Raw genomic sequence first — 16247 nt, 5'->3', positions numbered from 1 at the left:
GATGTTCCGCAAGCTGCTCGATCGCGGTGAAGCAGGCGACAATGTCGGTATCCTGCTGCGCGGCATCGACCGTGACGGTGTTGAGCGTGGCCAGGTTCTGGCCAAGCCGGGCTCCATCACGCCGCACGCGAAGTTCGTTGCAGAAGCCTACATCCTGACGAAGGAAGAGGGTGGCCGTCACACGCCGTTCTTCACCAACTACCGTCCGCAGTTCTACTTCCGTACGACGGACGTGACGGGTGTTGTAACGCTGAACGCTGGCACCGAGATGGTTATGCCGGGCGACAACGTTGAAATGAACGTCGAGCTGATCACGCCGATCGCCATGGACCAGGGCCTGCGCTTCGCGATCCGCGAAGGTGGCCGCACGGTCGGCGCTGGCGTCGTCTCCAAGATCGTCGAGTAATCGACCTCCGTCATCGGACGGAAAACTGTTTGCGGGGCTTCCGGATTACCGGAGGCCCCGTTTGCTTCCGGAGCGGCCTGACAGGGCAACTGAAATTCGCTGGATTGAAATTGCAATTTCCTGTTTTCAAACGGTCGGACTGCGTGTAGTTAGCAGCGCTTCGGAGATGGCGGCGGCGACGCCGTCATAATTTTTCGCGCCTGTGTACAGGGGTGTAGCTCAGTTGGTAGAGCATCGGTCTCCAAAACCGAGGGTCGGGGGTTCGAGTCCCTCCGCCCCTGCCAGGCGACGAAAATCCGACGGATAATTAAAATGCGGGGCCGGTGGTCCCATCTGAGAGCGAATGGCGCAGAATTCTAAGGATAAGAAGATGGCAGCTGAGGACAGCGCACAGAAAAAGAAGCGGGCCAACCCGTTTCAATATCTCGCGCAAGTCCGTCAGGAAGCGCGCAAGGTGACCTGGACCACCTGGGGTGAAACCTGGGTCTCTACGGTCATGGTCGTCATCCTGACCATTATCGCGATGCTCTTCTTCTGGGGCGTGGACAGCCTGCTCCAGCTGATTATCCAATTCCTGCTCTCGCTCGGTTAAGGAGGCGCTGTATGGCTGCCAAGTGGTACATCGTGCACGCCTATTCCAACTTCGAGAAGAAGGTGGCAGAGGCGATCCGCGCCGAAGCGGCGATCCAGGGGCTTGAGGACAAGTTTGAAGAAGTCCTCGTTCCGACCGAAGAGGTCGTCGAAGTTCGCAAGGGCCGCAAGGTCAATGCAGAGCGCAAGTATTTCCCGGGCTATGTCCTGGTAAAGATGGATATGACCGACCAGGCCTATCACCTGGTCACGTCGACGCCGAAAGTAACGGGCTTCCTGGGCTCGGGTAAAAAGCCGATCCCGGTTTCCGAGAATGAAGTCAAGCGCATCCTCGGCCAGATGGAAGAGGACGCCGAGCGTCCGCGTCCGACGGTCAGCTACGAAGTTGGCGAGACGGTCAATGTCATCGACGGTCACTTCCAGAGCTTCACCGGTGTTGTCGAGGAAGTCGACGACATCGATGGCCGCCTGAAAGTGGCAATCAATATTTTCGGCCGGGCAACTCCGGTCGAGCTGGAATACGCCCAGGTCGAAAAGACGGCCTAGGCGTAAATCTGCGGGAGGTGCCGGCGCCAAGACCATGCCGGGCCGTACCGCAAACCCTCAGAGGCGCGATGGGCGTGCCTTGTTAATGGAGTGGGAACATGGCCAAGAAGATTGACGGCTATATCAAGCTGCAAGTGCCTGCAGGCGCTGCCAACCCGTCCCCGCCGATCGGCCCGGCTCTGGGTCAGCGCGGCGTGAACATCATGGAATTCTGCAAGGCGTTCAACGCGAAGACGCAAGAGATGGAAAAAGGGATGCCGATCCCGACGACCATCACCGTCTTCAACGACAAATCCTTTACCTTCGTCATCGCGACGCCGCCGGCGAGCTTCTATCTGAAGAAGGCTGCCAAGGTCCAGAAGGGTTCCCAAACCCCTGGTTCTGCAGTTGCCGGTTCGGTCACGACGGCCCAGTGCCGCGAGATCGCTGAAGCGAAATTCAAGGACCTCAATGCGAACGACCTCGACCAGGCGACGAAAATCATCGCCGGTTCCGCCCGTTCCATGGGTCTGGAAGTGACGGAGTAAGATCATGGCTAAACTCGGAAAGCGCACCGCTGCTGCTCGCGAAACCGTAGATCGCGACGCTGTTTACACGATCGACCAGGCGTCTGCCCTGGTAAAGTCCAATGCCACGGCCAAGTTCGATGAAACCATCGAGCTGTCCATGAATCTGGGTGTTGACCCGCGCCACGCTGACCAAATGGTCCGCGGCGTGTGCAACCTGCCGAACGGCACCGGCCGTACGGTTCGTGTTGCTGTCTTCGCTCGTGGCCCGAAGGCTGAGGAAGCCACGGCTGCCGGCGCGGACGTTGTTGGCGCCGAGGATCTGATGGAACAGGTCCAGGCTGGCAATATCAATTTCGACAAGGTCATCGCGACCCCGGACATGATGCCGATCGTCGGCCGTCTGGGTAAGGTGCTTGGCCCGCGCGGCATGATGCCGAACCCGAAAGTAGGTACGGTGACCATGGATGTGACCAAGGCGGTCAATGATTCCAAGGGCGGTGCTGTCGAGTTCCGCGTCGAGAAGGCGGGAATCGTTCACGCCGGTATTGGCAAGGCTAGCTTCACCGAAGCTGCAATTGCCGAGAATGTCCGTGCTCTGGTTGACGCGATCGTCAAGGCCAAGCCGTCGGGTGCTAAAGGCGCGTACGTAAAGCGTATTTCGCTCAGCTCCACGATGGGCCCGGGCGTCAAGATTGACATGGCTGACGCAATTTCTGCTTAAGCTATTGAGTTTCAGCCCGGCTGGCTATATCCAGCCGGGCTGGTCGGCCTGTTTGGGTGCGCGTTTTGCGCCTTGGCAGACCAACCTGTCCGAGATCACAGGGGACCGGCTTGGCCGGTCTTAATCACAGAAGGCCCTGTGTGAGACAGAGCGAGATCAATATGACCTTGGTTGCCAAGGTCGTGTTGGTTCGAGCCCTGGGACAGGATCCATCGCACCGATGAGATCTGCAGGTTTCATCAGTGTGGTGTTTCACCGGCTCACCCATGGTGGGTGAGCCTTGCAGGGAGTCCGCAAATGGATCGCAATCAAAAAGAAGCTTCCGTTGAAGAGCTGAATGGCATCTTTGGCGAGAGCGGATCCGTGGTCATGGCTCATTATTCGGGCATGACCGTTGCGGAAATGACGGAACTGCGCGCCAAGCTCCGTGAGCTCGGTGGCACGTTCAAGGTTGTTCGCAACCGCCTCGCGAAGATTGCACTCAAGGGCAAGCCGGGTGAAGGCGCCTCTGACCTTTTCAAGGGTCCGGTGGCCATCGCTTACTCGGAAGACTTTGTTGCAGCGCCGAAGGCAGCTGTCGACTACGCCAAGGATAACGACAAGTTCGTCATCCTGGGTGGTTTCATGGAAGAGGAAATCTTCGATGCCAACGGTATCGTGGCGCTCTCCAAGATGCCGTCTCGCGAAGAACTCATTGGTACCATTGCCGCACGTCTGCTTGGTCAGGCGTCCCAGATCGGTCAGCGTATCGCTGCTCCGGGTCAGGGCCTGGCTGGCGCCATCGAGGTCATCGGCGAGAAGGCCGAAGCCTAACGTCATTCTCCGCTATCGAACTGACACGACTACGACTTTAAGGAACTATAGAAATGGCTGATGTAGCTAAACTCTGTGACGAACTCCTGGCCCTCACCATCATGGAAGCCAAGGAACTCAACGACCTTCTCGAAGAAAAAGGCATCAAGGCCGCTGCTGCTGTTGCAGTTGCTGCTGGCCCGGCCGGCGACGGCGGTGGCGAAGCTGCTGCTGAGAAGGACGAATTTGACGTTGTTCTGACCGCTGCTGGCGACAAGAAAATCAACGTGATCAAGGAAGTCCGCGCAATCACCGGTCTTGGCCTGAAAGAAGCCAAGGAAATGGTTGAAGGCGCTCCGAAGGCCGTCAAAGAAGGCGCTGCCAAGGCTGAGGCTGAAGAGATCAAAGCTAAGCTCGAAGCTGCAGGTGCTTCTGTCGAGCTTAAGTAATCGCGCTACGGCGTGATTGAGATGTGCTGCGGGCGCGTGGGATTTCCTGCGCGTCCGTTAGCCCGTCTTGGAATGACTGCGAAATGCCAACCCGTCCCGGGGCGTTTCGTTTAACCGGTCCAGGCGTCCGTCTGGATCTAGGGGCGAGGGGCGCGGAGCATCCTCTCCGCATCTATGCAGTGCTATCTGCGAAGGGAGCCGACATGGGTCTGTCGTTCACCGGCAAAAAGCGCATTCGCAAATCTTTCGGTCGCATTCCGGAAACGGTCGCGATGCCGAACCTGATCGAAGTCCAGAAGAGTTCGTATGAACACTTCCTGATGAAGGACATGCATTCCAGCGAGCGGACCGATACGGGTCTGCAGGCTGTCTTCAAATCGGTTTTCCCGATCAAGGACTTCGCTGAGCGTGCGGTTCTCGACTTCGTATCCTACGAGTTCGAGCCTCCGAAATTTGACACCGAGGAGTGTCAGCAGCGGGACATGACCTATGCTGCGCCTCTGAAGGTGAAGATGCGTCTGATCGTTTTCGATGTGGACGAAGAAACCGGCGCCCGTTCGGTCAAGGACATCAAGGAGCAGGACGTCTATATGGGCGATATCCCGCTCATGACGGACAAGGGTACCTTCATCGTCAACGGTACCGAGCGTGTCATCGTTTCCCAGATGCACCGTTCTCCGGGCGTGTTCTTCGACCATGACCGTGGCAAGACGCACTCCTCCGGCAAATACCTGTTCGCAGCGCGCATCATCCCGTATCGCGGTTCCTGGCTCGACTTCGAGTTTGACGCCAAGGACGTGGTCCACATGCGCCTCGACCGTCGCCGCAAACTGCCGGCGACGACCCTGCTGTATGCGCTGGGCCTCGACAAGGAAGAGATCCTCTCCACCTTCTACACGGCTGTTGAATACAAGCTGACCAAGAAGGGCTGGAGCGTACCGTTCGTGAAGGAACGCTGGCGCGGTGTGAAACCGCAGCGCGACCTGGTGGACGCCAAGACGGGTGATGTTGTTGCCGAAGCCGGCAAGAAAATGTCTGCCCGTGCTGCCAACAAGCTGGCCGATGAAGGCCTGGCCAACCTGCTGGTTGGCGACGACCAGCTGATCGGTGCCTACCTGTCGGAAGACATGGTCAACATGGAAACCGGCGAGATCTTTGCCGAAGCCGGCGACGAGATCACCGAAGAGCTGTTGGTCGAGCTGAAGGACGCAGGCACCAAGGAAATCGGTATCCTGGATATCGATCCGGCCACCGGTGTTGGTCCCTATGTTCGCACGACCCTGTCCGTGGACAAGAATGAGAGCCGCGAGCAGGCGCTCGTCGACATCTATCGTGTCATGCGCCCGGGTGAGCCGCCGACCCCGGAAACCGCGGAAGCGATGTTCCAGGGCCTGTTCTTCGACAGCGAGCGTTATGACCTCTCTGCTGTTGGCCGTGTGAAGATGAACATGCGTCTCGACCTGGACGCTCCGGATGACATGCGCACCCTGCGCAAGGATGACATCCTGTCTGTCCTGAAGACGCTGGTCGACCTGCGTGACGGCCGTGGTGATATCGATGACATCGATAATCTGGGCAACCGTCGTGTTCGTTCCGTTGGCGAACTGATGGAAAACCAGTACCGCATCGGTCTTCTGCGCATGGAACGTGCGATCAAGGAGCGCATGAGCTCGGTTGATATCGAGACCGTCATGCCGCACGACCTGGTCAACGCCAAGCCGGCTGCGGCTGCCGTCCGCGAATTCTTCGGCTCCTCGCAGCTGTCGCAGTTCATGGACCAGACGAACCCGCTGTCGGAAGTCACCCACAAGCGCCGCCTGTCCGCGCTTGGGCCGGGTGGTCTGACGCGTGAGCGTGCAGGCTTCGAGGTCCGCGACGTACATCCGACGCACTATGGTCGTATCTGTCCGATTGAAACGCCGGAAGGCCCCAACATCGGTCTGATCAACTCCCTGTCCACCTTCGCCCGTGTGAACAAATACGGCTTCATTGAAAGCCCGTACCGCAAGGTCGAGGACGGCAAGCTGACGGAAGATATCCAGTATCTCTCCGCCATGCAGGAAGCGCGTTATTCCATCGCCCAGGCCAACGCCCACGTGAATACCGATGGCGGTCTGGACAATGAGTTCGTCAACTGTCGTGTCGGTCCGGTCCGTGATGTGACCCTGACCTCGCGCGATGAAGTCGATTTCATCGACGTCTCGCCGAAACAGGTCGTCTCCGTTGCTGCGGCGCTGATCCCGTTCCTCGAGAACGATGACGCCAACCGCGCTCTGATGGGATCGAACATGCAACGCCAGGCCGTGCCGCTGGTGAAGGCGGAAGCGCCTCTCGTCGGTACCGGCATGGAAGCTGTTGTTGCCCGCGACTCCGGTGCGGCCATTGCGGCCAAGCGTGCCGGTGTGGTCGAGCAGGTCGACGCGACGCGTATTGTTATCCGCGCCACGGAAGATCTCGAAGCGGCCCAGTCCGGCGTCGACATCTACCGCCTGTCGAAATTCCAGCGTTCCAACCAGTCCACCTGTATCAACCAGCGTCCGATCGTACGTGTGGGTGATGCGGTGCGTGGTGGTGACATCATTGCTGATGGCCCGTCCACGGATCTGGGTGATCTGGCGCTCGGCCGTAACGTGGTCGTCGCCTTCATGCCCTGGAACGGCTACAATTTCGAGGACTCCATCCTCATCTCCGAGCGTATCGTGCGCGACGATGTGTTTACCTCGATCCACCTCGAGGAATTCGAGATCGCAGCGCGTGACACCAAGCTGGGCCCGGAAGAAATCACCCGCGACATTCCGAATGTCGGTGAGGAAGCCCTGCGCAATCTCGACGAGGCCGGCATTGTTGCCGTCGGCGCCGAAGTTGCTGCTGGCGATATCCTGGTCGGCAAGGTGACGCCAAAGGGTGAAAGCCCGATGACGCCGGAAGAAAAGCTTCTGCGCGCCATTTTCGGCGAGAAGGCGTCCGACGTTCGTGACACCTCCCTGCGTATGCCGTCCGGTGCGACCGGTACGGTCGTCGAGGTGCGTGTCTTCAACCGCCATGGCGTCGACAAGGACGAGCGCGCGATCTCGATCGAGCGTGAGGAAATCGAACGCCTCGGCAAGGACCGTGATGACGAGCTGGTCATCCTGGAACGCAATATCTACCAGCGTCTCGGCGATCTGCTGCTGGGCAAGACGGCTGTCTCCGGACCGCGCGGCTTTGCCAAGGGTGAGGTCACTGTTGACGCCCTCGACGAGACCCCGCGCAGCCAGTGGTGGCGCATCGGTCTGGACGACGAGAAGGCCATGGGCCAGGTCGAAGCACTGCAGAAGCAGTACGAAGACTCCAAGGCACGCCTGGATCGTCGTTTCGAGGACAAGGTCGACAAGCTGCAGCGCGGCGATGAAATGCCTCCGGGCGTGATGAAGATGGTCAAGGTCTTTGTTGCCGTGAAGCGCAAGCTTCAGCCGGGTGACAAGATGGCCGGTCGCCACGGCAACAAGGGTGTCATTTCTAAGATCAATCCGATCGAGGACATGCCGTTCCTGGCCAATGGTGAAGCTGTCGACATCGTTCTGAACCCGCTGGGCGTTCCCTCGCGAATGAATGTTGGTCAGATCCTGGAGACCCACCTGGGTTGGGCCTGTAAGGGCCTGGGCGCCCAGATCGGCGAGGCCTACGAGGCCTACAAGCGTGATGGCAATGTCCAGACGCTGACGACCGAGCTGAAGCGTGCCTATGGTGAGGATGCCGAGCTTCCGGATACCGAAGCGGAACTGGCCGAGCTGGGCCAGAACCTGAAAAACGGTGTTCCGATCGCAACGCCGGTCTTTGACGGTGCGCGTGAGCCGGACGTGGCTGACATGCTGGAACTGGCAGGCTTTGACCGTTCCGGTCAGTCGACACTCTATGATGGTCAGACAGGTGAGCCGTTCCGCCGCAAGGTCACGGTCGGCGTCAAGCACCTGCTCAAGCTGCACCACCTGGTGGACGACAAGATCCACGCTCGCTCGATTGGACCGTACTCCCTCGTCACCCAGCAGCCGCTGGGCGGTAAGGCACAGTTCGGTGGCCAGCGCTTTGGTGAGATGGAGGTCTGGGCACTCGAGGCATACGGTGCGGCGTACACGCTGCAGGAAATGCTGACGGTGAAATCGGACGACGTGGCTGGCCGGACCAAGGTCTACGAGGCAATCGTCCGTGGCGACGATACCTTCGAAGCCGGTGTTCCGGAGAGCTTCAACGTTCTCGTCAAGGAAATGCGTTCGCTCGGCCTCAACGTCGAACTGAAGAACGGCTAAGGCAATCAATTTCGCGGGGCGGTTCGCCGTCCCGCAAACCCCTTATGGGAGTGATGACATGAACAACGACGTCATGAACATCTTTAATCCGGCTGCCGAAGGCCCGTCTTTCGACCGGATCCGCATCGCACTCGCCAGCCCGGAGAAAATCCTCTCCTGGTCCTTCGGTGAAGTGAAGAAGCCGGAAACCATCAACTACCGGACGTTCAAGCCGGAACGTGATGGTCTGTTCTGTGCCCGCATCTTCGGTCCTGTGAAGGACTACGAATGTCTGTGCGGTAAGTACAAGCGTATCAAGTACAAGGGCATCGTTTGCGAGAAGTGCGGCGTTGAAGTGACCCTCGCGCGCGTTCGTCGCGAGCGCATGGGCCACATCGAGCTGGCCGCGCCGGTTGCTCACATCTGGTTCCTGAAATCCCTGCCGTCGCGGATCGCCATGATCCTCGACATGGCGCTCAAGGACGTCGAACGTGTTCTCTACTTCGAGAACTATGTTGTCATCGAGCCGGGCCTGACCCCGCTGCAGCCGTTCCAGCTTCTTTCCGAAGAAGAATACATGGACGCGCAGGACGAGTATGGCGAAGACGCCTTCACCGCCGGCATTGGTGCTGAAGCTGTCCGCGAAATCCTGATCAACATGGATATGGAAGCCGAGTGCGCCAAGATCCGTGAAGACATGAAGGAAACCGGTTCCGAGCTGAAGCTGAAGAAGTACGCCAAGCGTCTCAAGCTGCTCGAGAACTTCATCTCTTCCGGCAACAAGCCGGAATGGATGATCCTGACGGTCATCCCGGTCATTCCGCCGGAACTGCGCCCGCTGGTTCCGCTGGATGGCGGCCGTTTCGCGACGTCTGACCTCAATGATCTCTATCGTCGTGTGATCAACCGTAACAACCGCCTCAAGCGCCTCATCGAGCTGCGCGCGCCGGATATCATCATCCGCAACGAGAAGCGGATGCTCCAGGAATCCGTCGACGCCCTGTTCGACAATGGCCGTCGCGGCCGCGTCATCACCGGTGCCAACAAGCGCCCGCTGAAGTCGCTCTCCGACATGCTCAAGGGCAAGCAGGGTCGTTTCCGTCAGAACCTGCTCGGCAAGCGCGTCGACTATTCCGGCCGTTCGGTCATCGTGGTTGGTCCGGATCTCAAGCTGCACGAGTGCGGCCTGCCGAAGAAGATGGCGCTCGAGCTGTTCAAGCCGTTCATTTATGCTCGACTTGACGCAAAGGGCCTGTCCGGCACCGTCAAACAGTCCAAGAAACTGGTCGAGAAAGAGCGTCCGGAAGTCTGGGATGTGCTCGACGAGGTCATCCGCGAACACCCGGTCATGCTGAACCGTGCGCCGACACTGCACCGTCTTGGCATCCAGGCATTCGAGCCGAAACTGATCGAAGGCAAGGCCATCCAGCTTCACCCGCTCGTCTGTGCAGCGTTCAACGCTGACTTTGACGGTGACCAGATGGCTGTTCACGTCCCGCTCTCGCTGGAAGCCCAGCTGGAAGCGCGGACGCTGATGATGTCGACGAACAACATCCTGTCCCCGGCCAACGGCAAGCCGATCATCGTCCCGTCCCAGGATATCGTTCTGGGCCTCTACTATCTTTCCATCGAGAAAGAGAACGAGCCGGGCGAGGGCATGGCCTTTGGCAGCCGTGCGGAAATGGAAGCCGCCCTGGAAACCGACGCTGTGACCCTGCACGCCAAGGTCAAGGCTCGCTGGGAAGGCATCGATTCCGAAGGCAACCAGGTCACCAAGGTCATCGAGACGACACCGGGTCGCAAGATGATCATCGATCTCCTGCCGCGTCACGAGAAGATCCAGCCGGAAATGGTTGGTGAGCTGCTGACGAAGAAGGCGATCGGTGCGCTGATCGACAATGTCTATCGTCACTGCGGCCAGAAGGCGACGGTCATCTTCTGTGACCAGATCATGGGGCTGGGCTTCAAGGAAGCTGCCAAGGCCGGCATTTCCTTCGGCAAGGATGACATGCTCATTCCGGACGCCAAGGCGGACCTGGTGGGTGAAACCCGCCAGCTCGTTTCCGAATACGAGCAACAATATGTTGATGGTCTGATCACCAAGGGTGAGAAGTACAACAAGGTGGTCGACGCCTGGGCGAAGTGTACGGACAATGTCGCTGACGCCATGATGGACGAGATCGCGAAGACGACGGTCGGTGAAGACGGCCGTATCTCCGAGGTCAACTCGGTCTACATGATGGCTCACTCCGGCGCTCGTGGTTCCAAGAACCAGATGAAGCAGCTGGCAGGTATGCGTGGCCTGATGGCCAAGCCGTCTGGCGAGATCATCGAGACGCCGATTGTCTCGAACTTCAAGGAAGGCCTGACCGTCCTCGAATACTTCAACTCCACCCACGGTGCGCGTAAGGGTCTGGCGGATACCGCCCTGAAGACCGCGAACTCCGGTTACCTGACACGTCGTCTCGTCGACGTGGCCCAGGACTGCATCATCACCGAAGAGGATTGCGGCACGTCCGAGTCCATCGAGATCGATGCCGTTGTGGATGGTGGTGAAGTCATCGTCTCCCTGGAACAGCGCCTGCTGGGCCGGACCACCGCAGAAGAGGTCAAGAACCCGGCGACGGGCGAGACTATTTGTGGTGCCGACTCCTATGTCGACGAGGACCTGGCTGCGGAAATCGAAGCGGCTGGCGTGATCAGCGTCCGCGCGCGTTCGCCGCTGACCTGTGAAACCCGCGTCGGTGTCTGTGCGACCTGTTACGGTCGTGATCTGGCGCGTGGTACGCGCGTCAATATCGGTGAGGCCGTCGGTGTCATCGCAGCGCAGTCCATTGGTGAGCCGGGCACCCAGCTGACCATGCGTACCTTCCACATCGGTGGTACGGCGCAGGTCTCCGAGCAATCCTTCGTGGAAGCCACCAATGAGGGTAAGATCGCCTTCACCAACCCGTCGACCGTGACCAATGCTGATGGCGATCTGATCGTCATGAGCCGTAACATGCAGGTCTGTGTCGTTGACGGCGAGGGCAAGGAGCGTGAAGCGCACAAGCTGGGTTATGGTACCAAGCTGCGCGTGAAAGAGGGCGACAAGGCAGAGCGCGGTCAGCGCCTCGCCGAGTGGGACCCGTATACCGCTCCGATCGTTTCGGAAGTTGGCGGCAAGGTTCGCTTTGTCGACATCACCGACGGCGTTTCCGTGAAAGAGGAAACGGACGAAGCCACCGGTATCGCCTCCAAGGTGATCATCGACTGGCGTTCCGGCACCAAGTCGTCCTCCATTCAGCCGGCCCTGGTTATCCAGGACGAGAATGGTGAGCCGATCACGCTGTCGTCCGGTTCTACCGCGAGCTATATGCTGGCCGTTGGCGCCATTCTTTCCGTCAGCGATGGCGACGAGATCCGCCCGGGTGACGTGATTGCACGTATCCCGACGGAAGGTGCCAAGACGCGTGACATCACCGGTGGTCTGCCGCGTGTTGCCGAACTGTTCGAAGCCCGCCGTCCGAAGGACCACGCTGTGATCGCCGAGATCACCGGCCGTGTCGAGTTTGGTCGCGACTACAAGAACAAGCGTCGCATCGCCATCGTTCCGGAGGAGAATCCGGAAGAGGGTCGTGTCGAATACCTGGTTCCGAAGGGCAAGCACCTGACGGTTCAGGAAAACGACATCATCCAGAAGGGCGAATACCTGCTTGACGGTCACCCGGCGCCGCACGACATCCTGGCGATCCTGGGCGTTCCGGCACTGGCGAATTACCTGATCGACGAGATCCAGGAAGTTTACCGACTGCAGGGTGTTCCGATCAACGACAAGCACATCGAGACGATTGTTCGTCAGATGTTGCAGAAGGTCGAAATCCGTGATCCGGGCGAGAGTACCTTCCTTGCCGGTGAGCAGGTCGACAAGATCGAGTACATCGAAGCCAATGAGCGTCTGGAAGCCGAAGGCAAGCGTATGGCCGCTGGCGACCCGGTTCTGCTGGGTATCACCAAGGCTTCGCTGCAGACGCGTTCCTTCATCTCCGCGGCGTCCTTCCAGGAAACCACGCGCGTTCTTACCGAGGCCTCTGTCCAGGGTAAGGAAGACACGCTGGAAGGCCTGAAAGAGAACGTCATCGTCGGACGACTGATTCCTGCCGGTACGGGTGCCATGATGCGTCAGTACCAGAAACTTGCAGATGATCGTGACGACGTAATGCTCGCAGAGCGCGAGCAGGCGATCGAGGAAGAGGGGCTTCCGGCGGAAATCGCAGAAGCTGCCGCTGCTGAAGCAGCCTCTGAAGCGAGCCCGGAATAAGGCGCTAATCGCCTGATAGACAAGGAAAGGCCGCCAGTTATCTGGCGGCCTTTTTTTGTGTGTGCACCGCTTAACCATAGGGGCTGGAGAAAAAGTCTGTAGCGGTGCTTGACGGATGCGAGTCGCGTGCGTAGTTTCCGCGCTCGTTTTAAGGGCGGGCCGTAATCCATTGGATTAAACGACGCTCACCGTAACGGAAAAACCCTTGGTTCCGACGCGCGGGCATTACGCTCGAACGGCGGGGCCGTTACTTGCACCCAGCAGTGCCTTGCCGCGCTGATGGGTGTCGCTATTGAGATAGAAACGGATTAGAGCGGGATGCCGACAATCAACCAGCTCATTCGCAAGCCGCGAAAAGACAAGCCGAAGCGCAACAAAGTGCCGGCCCTTGAGGCCTGCCCGCAGCGCCGCGGTGTTTGCACGCGCGTATACACGACGACGCCGAAAAAGCCGAACTCGGCTCTCCGGAAGGTCGCGAAAGTACGCCTGACCAACGGCCACGAAGTCGTTAGCTACATCCCGGGTGAGGGTCACAACCTTCAGGAACACTCTGTCGTGCTGATCCGCGGCGGTCGTGTGAAGGACCTTCCGGGTGTTCGCTATCACATCCTTCGCGGCGTGCTCGACACCCAGGGTGTTAAAGATCGTAAGCAGCGTCGTTCGAAGTACGGCGCCAAGCGTCCGAAGTAAGGGAGACGGAAATGTCACGTCGCCATCGCGCAGAGAAACGTGAGATCCACCCGGACCCGAAGTTCGGTGACCGCGATCTCACGAAATTCATGAACTACATCATGCTGGACGGTAAGAAGTCCGTTGCAGAGCGTATCGTTTACGGTGCGCTGGACATCGTTGAAGGCAAGCTCAAGCGCGAGCCTGTCAGCGTTTTCCATGATGCCCTCGGCAATGTTTCTCCGGAAGTCGAGGTTCGCTCCCGCCGTGTTGGTGGTGCGACCTACCAGGTTCCGGTTGAGGTGCGCCAAGACCGCAAGAAAGCCCTGGCCATTCGCTGGCTCACGGCTGCTGCCCGTGGTCGCAATGAGAACACGATGCGTGAGCGTCTCGCTGGCGAATTGATGGATGCTGCTGCCAACCGTGGCACGGCCGTCAAGAAGCGCGAAGACACGCACCGTATGGCAGAGGCGAACCGCGCCTTTGCTCACTATCGCTGGTAAACGACCAAGCTCGTATCAAGGACCCTGACAATGGCCCGCGAATATAAGATTGAGGATTATCGTAACTTCGGCATCATGGCGCACATCGATGCTGGCAAGACGACGACCACCGAACGGATCCTCTACTACACCGGTAAGTCCCACAAGATCGGTGAAGTGCACGATGGTGCAGCCACCATGGACTGGATGGAGCAGGAGCAGGAGCGTGGCATCACGATTACCTCTGCTGCAACGACCTGTTTCTGGAACGGCAAGCGTCTGAACATCATCGACACCCCGGGCCACGTGGACTTCACCATTGAGGTTGAGCGCTCCCTGCGTGTCCTCGACGGTGCTGTTTGCTGTCTCGACGCCAATGCCGGTGTTGAGCCGCAGACCGAGACGGTCTGGCGTCAGGCGGACAAGTACGAAGTTCCGCGCATGATCTTCGTCAACAAGATGGATAAGCTCGGCGCTGACTTCTACAACTGCGTCGGCATGGTCACGGATCGCCTGGGTTCCACCCCGCTTCCGGTCCAGCTGCCCATCGGTTCCGAGTCCGAGTTTGAAGGTCTGATCGACCTGATCAAGATGAAAGAGCTCGTCTGGCAAGGTGAAAACCTGGGTGCGACCTGGGAAGAGCGCGAAATCCGCGCTGAGCTTGCCGACAAGGCTGCTGAGTACCGCGAACAGCTGGTCGAGACCGCTGTCGAGCAGGACGAAGCGGCCATGGAAGCTTATCTGGAGGGGGAAGAGCCGTCCGAAGACAAGCTGAAGGCTCTCATCCGCCAGGGTACGATCAACCTGTCCTTCGTTCCGATCCTGTGTGGTACGGCGTTCAAGAACAAGGGTGTCCAGCCGCTGCTCGACGCAGTTGTCGACTTCCTGCCGAGCCCGGTCGAGATTCCGGCCATCAAGGGCATCGACGTCAAGACGGAAGAAGAGACCACGCGTCCGGCTTCCGATGACGAGCCTACCTCGCTGCTGGCGTTCAAGATCATGAACGACCCGTTTGTCGGTTCCCTGACGTTCGCGCGCATGTATTCCGGTCACCTGGAAACGGGTACGTCCCTGCTCAACACGGTCAAGGACAAGAAAGAGCGTATCGGTCGTATGCTGCTGATGCACTCCAACTCCCGTGAAGACATCAAGGAATGTTATGCCGGCGACATCGTCGCGATTGCAGGCCTGAAGGACACCACGACGGGTGACACCCTGTCTGACTCCCTCAAACCGGTTATCCTCGAGCGCATGGAATTCCCGGATCCGGTTATCGAACTGGCCATCGAGCCGAAGTCGAAAGCCGACCAGGAGAAGCTGGGTATCGCCCTGCAGCGTCTGGCTGCCGAGGACCCGTCCTTCCGCACGAAGTCCGACGAAGAGTCCGGTCAGACGATCATCGCAGGAATGGGCGAGCTTCACCTCGACATCCTGGTTGATCGCATGAAGCGTGAATTCAACGTTGAAGCGAACATTGGTGCGCCGCAGGTGGCCTACCGCGAGAGCCTCAGCCAGGCTGGTCTTGTCGATTACACGCACAAGAAACAGTCCGGTGGTTCCGGTCAGTTCGCGCGCGTCAAGATCGAGTTCGAGCCGAATGAAGCCGGTGCCGGTTTCGAGTTCGAATCCAAGATCGTCGGCGGTAACGTGCCGAAAGAATACATCCCGGGTGTCGAGAAGGGCCTCAAGTCTGTCATGGACAACGGTCTGCTCGCAGGCTTCCCGGTCATCGACGTCAAGGCGACGCTCGTTGACGGTGCCTACCACGATGTTGACTCCTCCGTGCTCGCTTTCGAGATCGCTGCCCGTGCAGCGTTCCGCGAAGCAAAGCACGAATGTGCTCCGAAGCTTCTCGAGCCGATCATGAAGGTCGAGGTCGTGACGCCGGACGAGTACACCGGTGGTGTTATCGGTGACCTGAACTCCCGCCGCGGCCAGATCGCGGGCCAGGAGATGCGTGGCAACGCTACGGTTGTTAACGCAATGGTCCCGCTCGCCAACATGTTTGGCTACGTGAACAACCTGCGCTCGGCCACTCAGGGTCGCGCCCAGTTCACCATGCAGTTCGACCACTATGAGGCTGTGCCGAAAGCGGTTGAACAGGAAATCATCGAGAAGTCCGCATAAGCGGCTTCTTCGAACGGAAACAACGCAGATTGAGATTTCGGAGAGAGATCGATGGCTAAAGAAAAGTTTGAGCGCACGAAGCCGCACGCGAACATTGGTACGATTGGTCATGTTGACCACGGCAAGACCACGCTGACGGCTGCTATCACGATGGTTCTGGCTGAGGCTTCCGGTGGTGAAGCCAAGGGCTATGACGAGATCGACAGCGCGCCGGAAGAGAAGGCACGTGGTATCACGATTTCCACGGCGCACGTTGAGTACGAGACGGAAAACCGTCACTACGCTCACGTTGATTGCCCGGGCCACGCCGACTACGTGAAGAACATGATCACCGGTGCTGCCCAGATGGACGGCGCTATCCTGGTTGTTAACGCTGCTGACGGCCCGATG

Annotated in this window: 12 protein-coding genes, 1 tRNA gene and 1 pseudogene; all 14 read left to right on the top strand. The window is 59.0% G+C overall.

All coding sequences use genetic code 11. From position 1 onward, the window contains the following. Window positions 1-406: pseudogene (gene tuf, locus JJ889_RS15740) on the top strand (elongation factor Tu); the annotation flags it as partial. A gap of 208 nt (window positions 407-614) precedes the next feature. Next, a tRNA-Trp gene (locus JJ889_RS15735) sits at window positions 615-690 on the top strand. Between the two features lie 86 nt (window positions 691-776). Further along, window positions 777-998 (top strand): preprotein translocase subunit SecE, encoded by a 222-nt coding sequence (gene secE, locus JJ889_RS15730; protein WP_291896825.1) that lies wholly within the window; start codon window positions 777-779, stop codon window positions 996-998. 11 nt (window positions 999-1009) lie between these two features. Next, window positions 1010-1543 (top strand): transcription termination/antitermination protein NusG, encoded by a 534-nt coding sequence (gene nusG / locus JJ889_RS15725; protein ID WP_291896822.1) that lies wholly within the window; start codon window positions 1010-1012, stop codon window positions 1541-1543. Window positions 1544-1641: 98 nt separating this feature from the next. Continuing rightward, a complete protein-coding gene (gene rplK / locus JJ889_RS15720) occupies window positions 1642-2070 on the top strand; it encodes a 50S ribosomal protein L11 (protein ID WP_291896820.1) in 429 nt (142 codons plus the stop codon). A 4-nt stretch (window positions 2071-2074) separates the two neighbouring features. Then, window positions 2075-2773, top strand: a complete 699-nt coding sequence (gene rplA, locus JJ889_RS15715; RefSeq protein ID WP_291896817.1) for a 50S ribosomal protein L1 — start codon at window positions 2075-2077, stop codon at window positions 2771-2773. A gap of 297 nt (window positions 2774-3070) precedes the next feature. Continuing rightward, window positions 3071-3586, top strand: a complete 516-nt coding sequence (rplJ, locus tag JJ889_RS15710) for a 50S ribosomal protein L10 (RefSeq protein ID WP_291896815.1) — start codon at window positions 3071-3073, stop codon at window positions 3584-3586. A 53-nt stretch (window positions 3587-3639) separates the two neighbouring features. Then, window positions 3640-4014, top strand: coding sequence for a 50S ribosomal protein L7/L12 (rplL, locus tag JJ889_RS15705; protein WP_291896812.1), 375 nt, complete (start codon window positions 3640-3642; stop codon window positions 4012-4014). 203 nt (window positions 4015-4217) lie between these two features. Further along, window positions 4218-8300: a DNA-directed RNA polymerase subunit beta gene (gene rpoB, locus JJ889_RS15700; protein ID WP_291896809.1), complete on the top strand. Its 4083-nt coding sequence runs from the start codon at window positions 4218-4220 to the stop codon at window positions 8298-8300. 58 nt (window positions 8301-8358) lie between these two features. Continuing rightward, the gene (gene rpoC / locus JJ889_RS15695; protein ID WP_291896806.1) at window positions 8359-12579 is read left to right on the top strand and encodes a DNA-directed RNA polymerase subunit beta'; all 4221 of its coding nucleotides are present in this window, start codon (window positions 8359-8361) and stop codon (window positions 12577-12579) included. Window positions 12580-12897: 318 nt separating this feature from the next. Next, entirely contained in the window at window positions 12898-13269 is a 372-nt protein-coding gene (gene rpsL / locus JJ889_RS15690) for a 30S ribosomal protein S12 (RefSeq protein ID WP_291896803.1), read from the top strand. A gap of 11 nt (window positions 13270-13280) precedes the next feature. Next, complete coding sequence (gene rpsG / locus JJ889_RS15685; RefSeq protein ID WP_291896801.1) at window positions 13281-13751, top strand: 30S ribosomal protein S7; 471 nt, start codon at window positions 13281-13283, stop codon at window positions 13749-13751. A 30-nt stretch (window positions 13752-13781) separates the two neighbouring features. Next, window positions 13782-15857 (top strand): elongation factor G, encoded by a 2076-nt coding sequence (fusA, locus tag JJ889_RS15680; protein ID WP_291896798.1) that lies wholly within the window; start codon window positions 13782-13784, stop codon window positions 15855-15857. A gap of 51 nt (window positions 15858-15908) precedes the next feature. Beyond that, a partial coding sequence (locus JJ889_RS15675) for a GTP-binding protein (protein WP_291893194.1) occupies window positions 15909-16247 on the top strand: 339 nt, incomplete at its 3' end.

Origin of the sequence: Maricaulis sp., assembly GCF_017643475.1 — a bacterium.
In the GTDB taxonomy this organism is placed as follows: Bacteria; Pseudomonadota; Alphaproteobacteria; order Caulobacterales; family Maricaulaceae; genus Maricaulis.
The sequence above is the reverse complement of the archived record's forward strand: the minus strand, read 5'-3'. Positions and strand labels throughout refer to the sequence as shown.

What these genes read in the sequence shown, in the direction of transcription:
- secE (WP_291896825.1), top strand. Translation starts at nt 777, where the DNA reads ATGGCAGCTGAGGACAGCGCACAGAAAAAGAAGCGGGCCAACCCGTTT.
- nusG (WP_291896822.1), top strand. Translation starts at nt 1,010, where the DNA reads ATGGCTGCCAAGTGGTACATCGTGCACGCCTATTCCAACTTCGAGAAG.
- rplK (WP_291896820.1), top strand. Translation starts at nt 1,642, where the DNA reads ATGGCCAAGAAGATTGACGGCTATATCAAGCTGCAAGTGCCTGCAGGC.
- rplA (WP_291896817.1), top strand. Translation starts at nt 2,075, where the DNA reads ATGGCTAAACTCGGAAAGCGCACCGCTGCTGCTCGCGAAACCGTAGAT.
- rplJ (WP_291896815.1), top strand. Translation starts at nt 3,071, where the DNA reads ATGGATCGCAATCAAAAAGAAGCTTCCGTTGAAGAGCTGAATGGCATC.
- rplL (WP_291896812.1), top strand. Translation starts at nt 3,640, where the DNA reads ATGGCTGATGTAGCTAAACTCTGTGACGAACTCCTGGCCCTCACCATC.
- rpoB (WP_291896809.1), top strand. Translation starts at nt 4,218, where the DNA reads ATGGGTCTGTCGTTCACCGGCAAAAAGCGCATTCGCAAATCTTTCGGT.
- rpoC (WP_291896806.1), top strand. Translation starts at nt 8,359, where the DNA reads ATGAACAACGACGTCATGAACATCTTTAATCCGGCTGCCGAAGGCCCG.
- rpsL (WP_291896803.1), top strand. Translation starts at nt 12,898, where the DNA reads ATGCCGACAATCAACCAGCTCATTCGCAAGCCGCGAAAAGACAAGCCG.
- rpsG (WP_291896801.1), top strand. Translation starts at nt 13,281, where the DNA reads ATGTCACGTCGCCATCGCGCAGAGAAACGTGAGATCCACCCGGACCCG.
- fusA (WP_291896798.1), top strand. Translation starts at nt 13,782, where the DNA reads ATGGCCCGCGAATATAAGATTGAGGATTATCGTAACTTCGGCATCATG.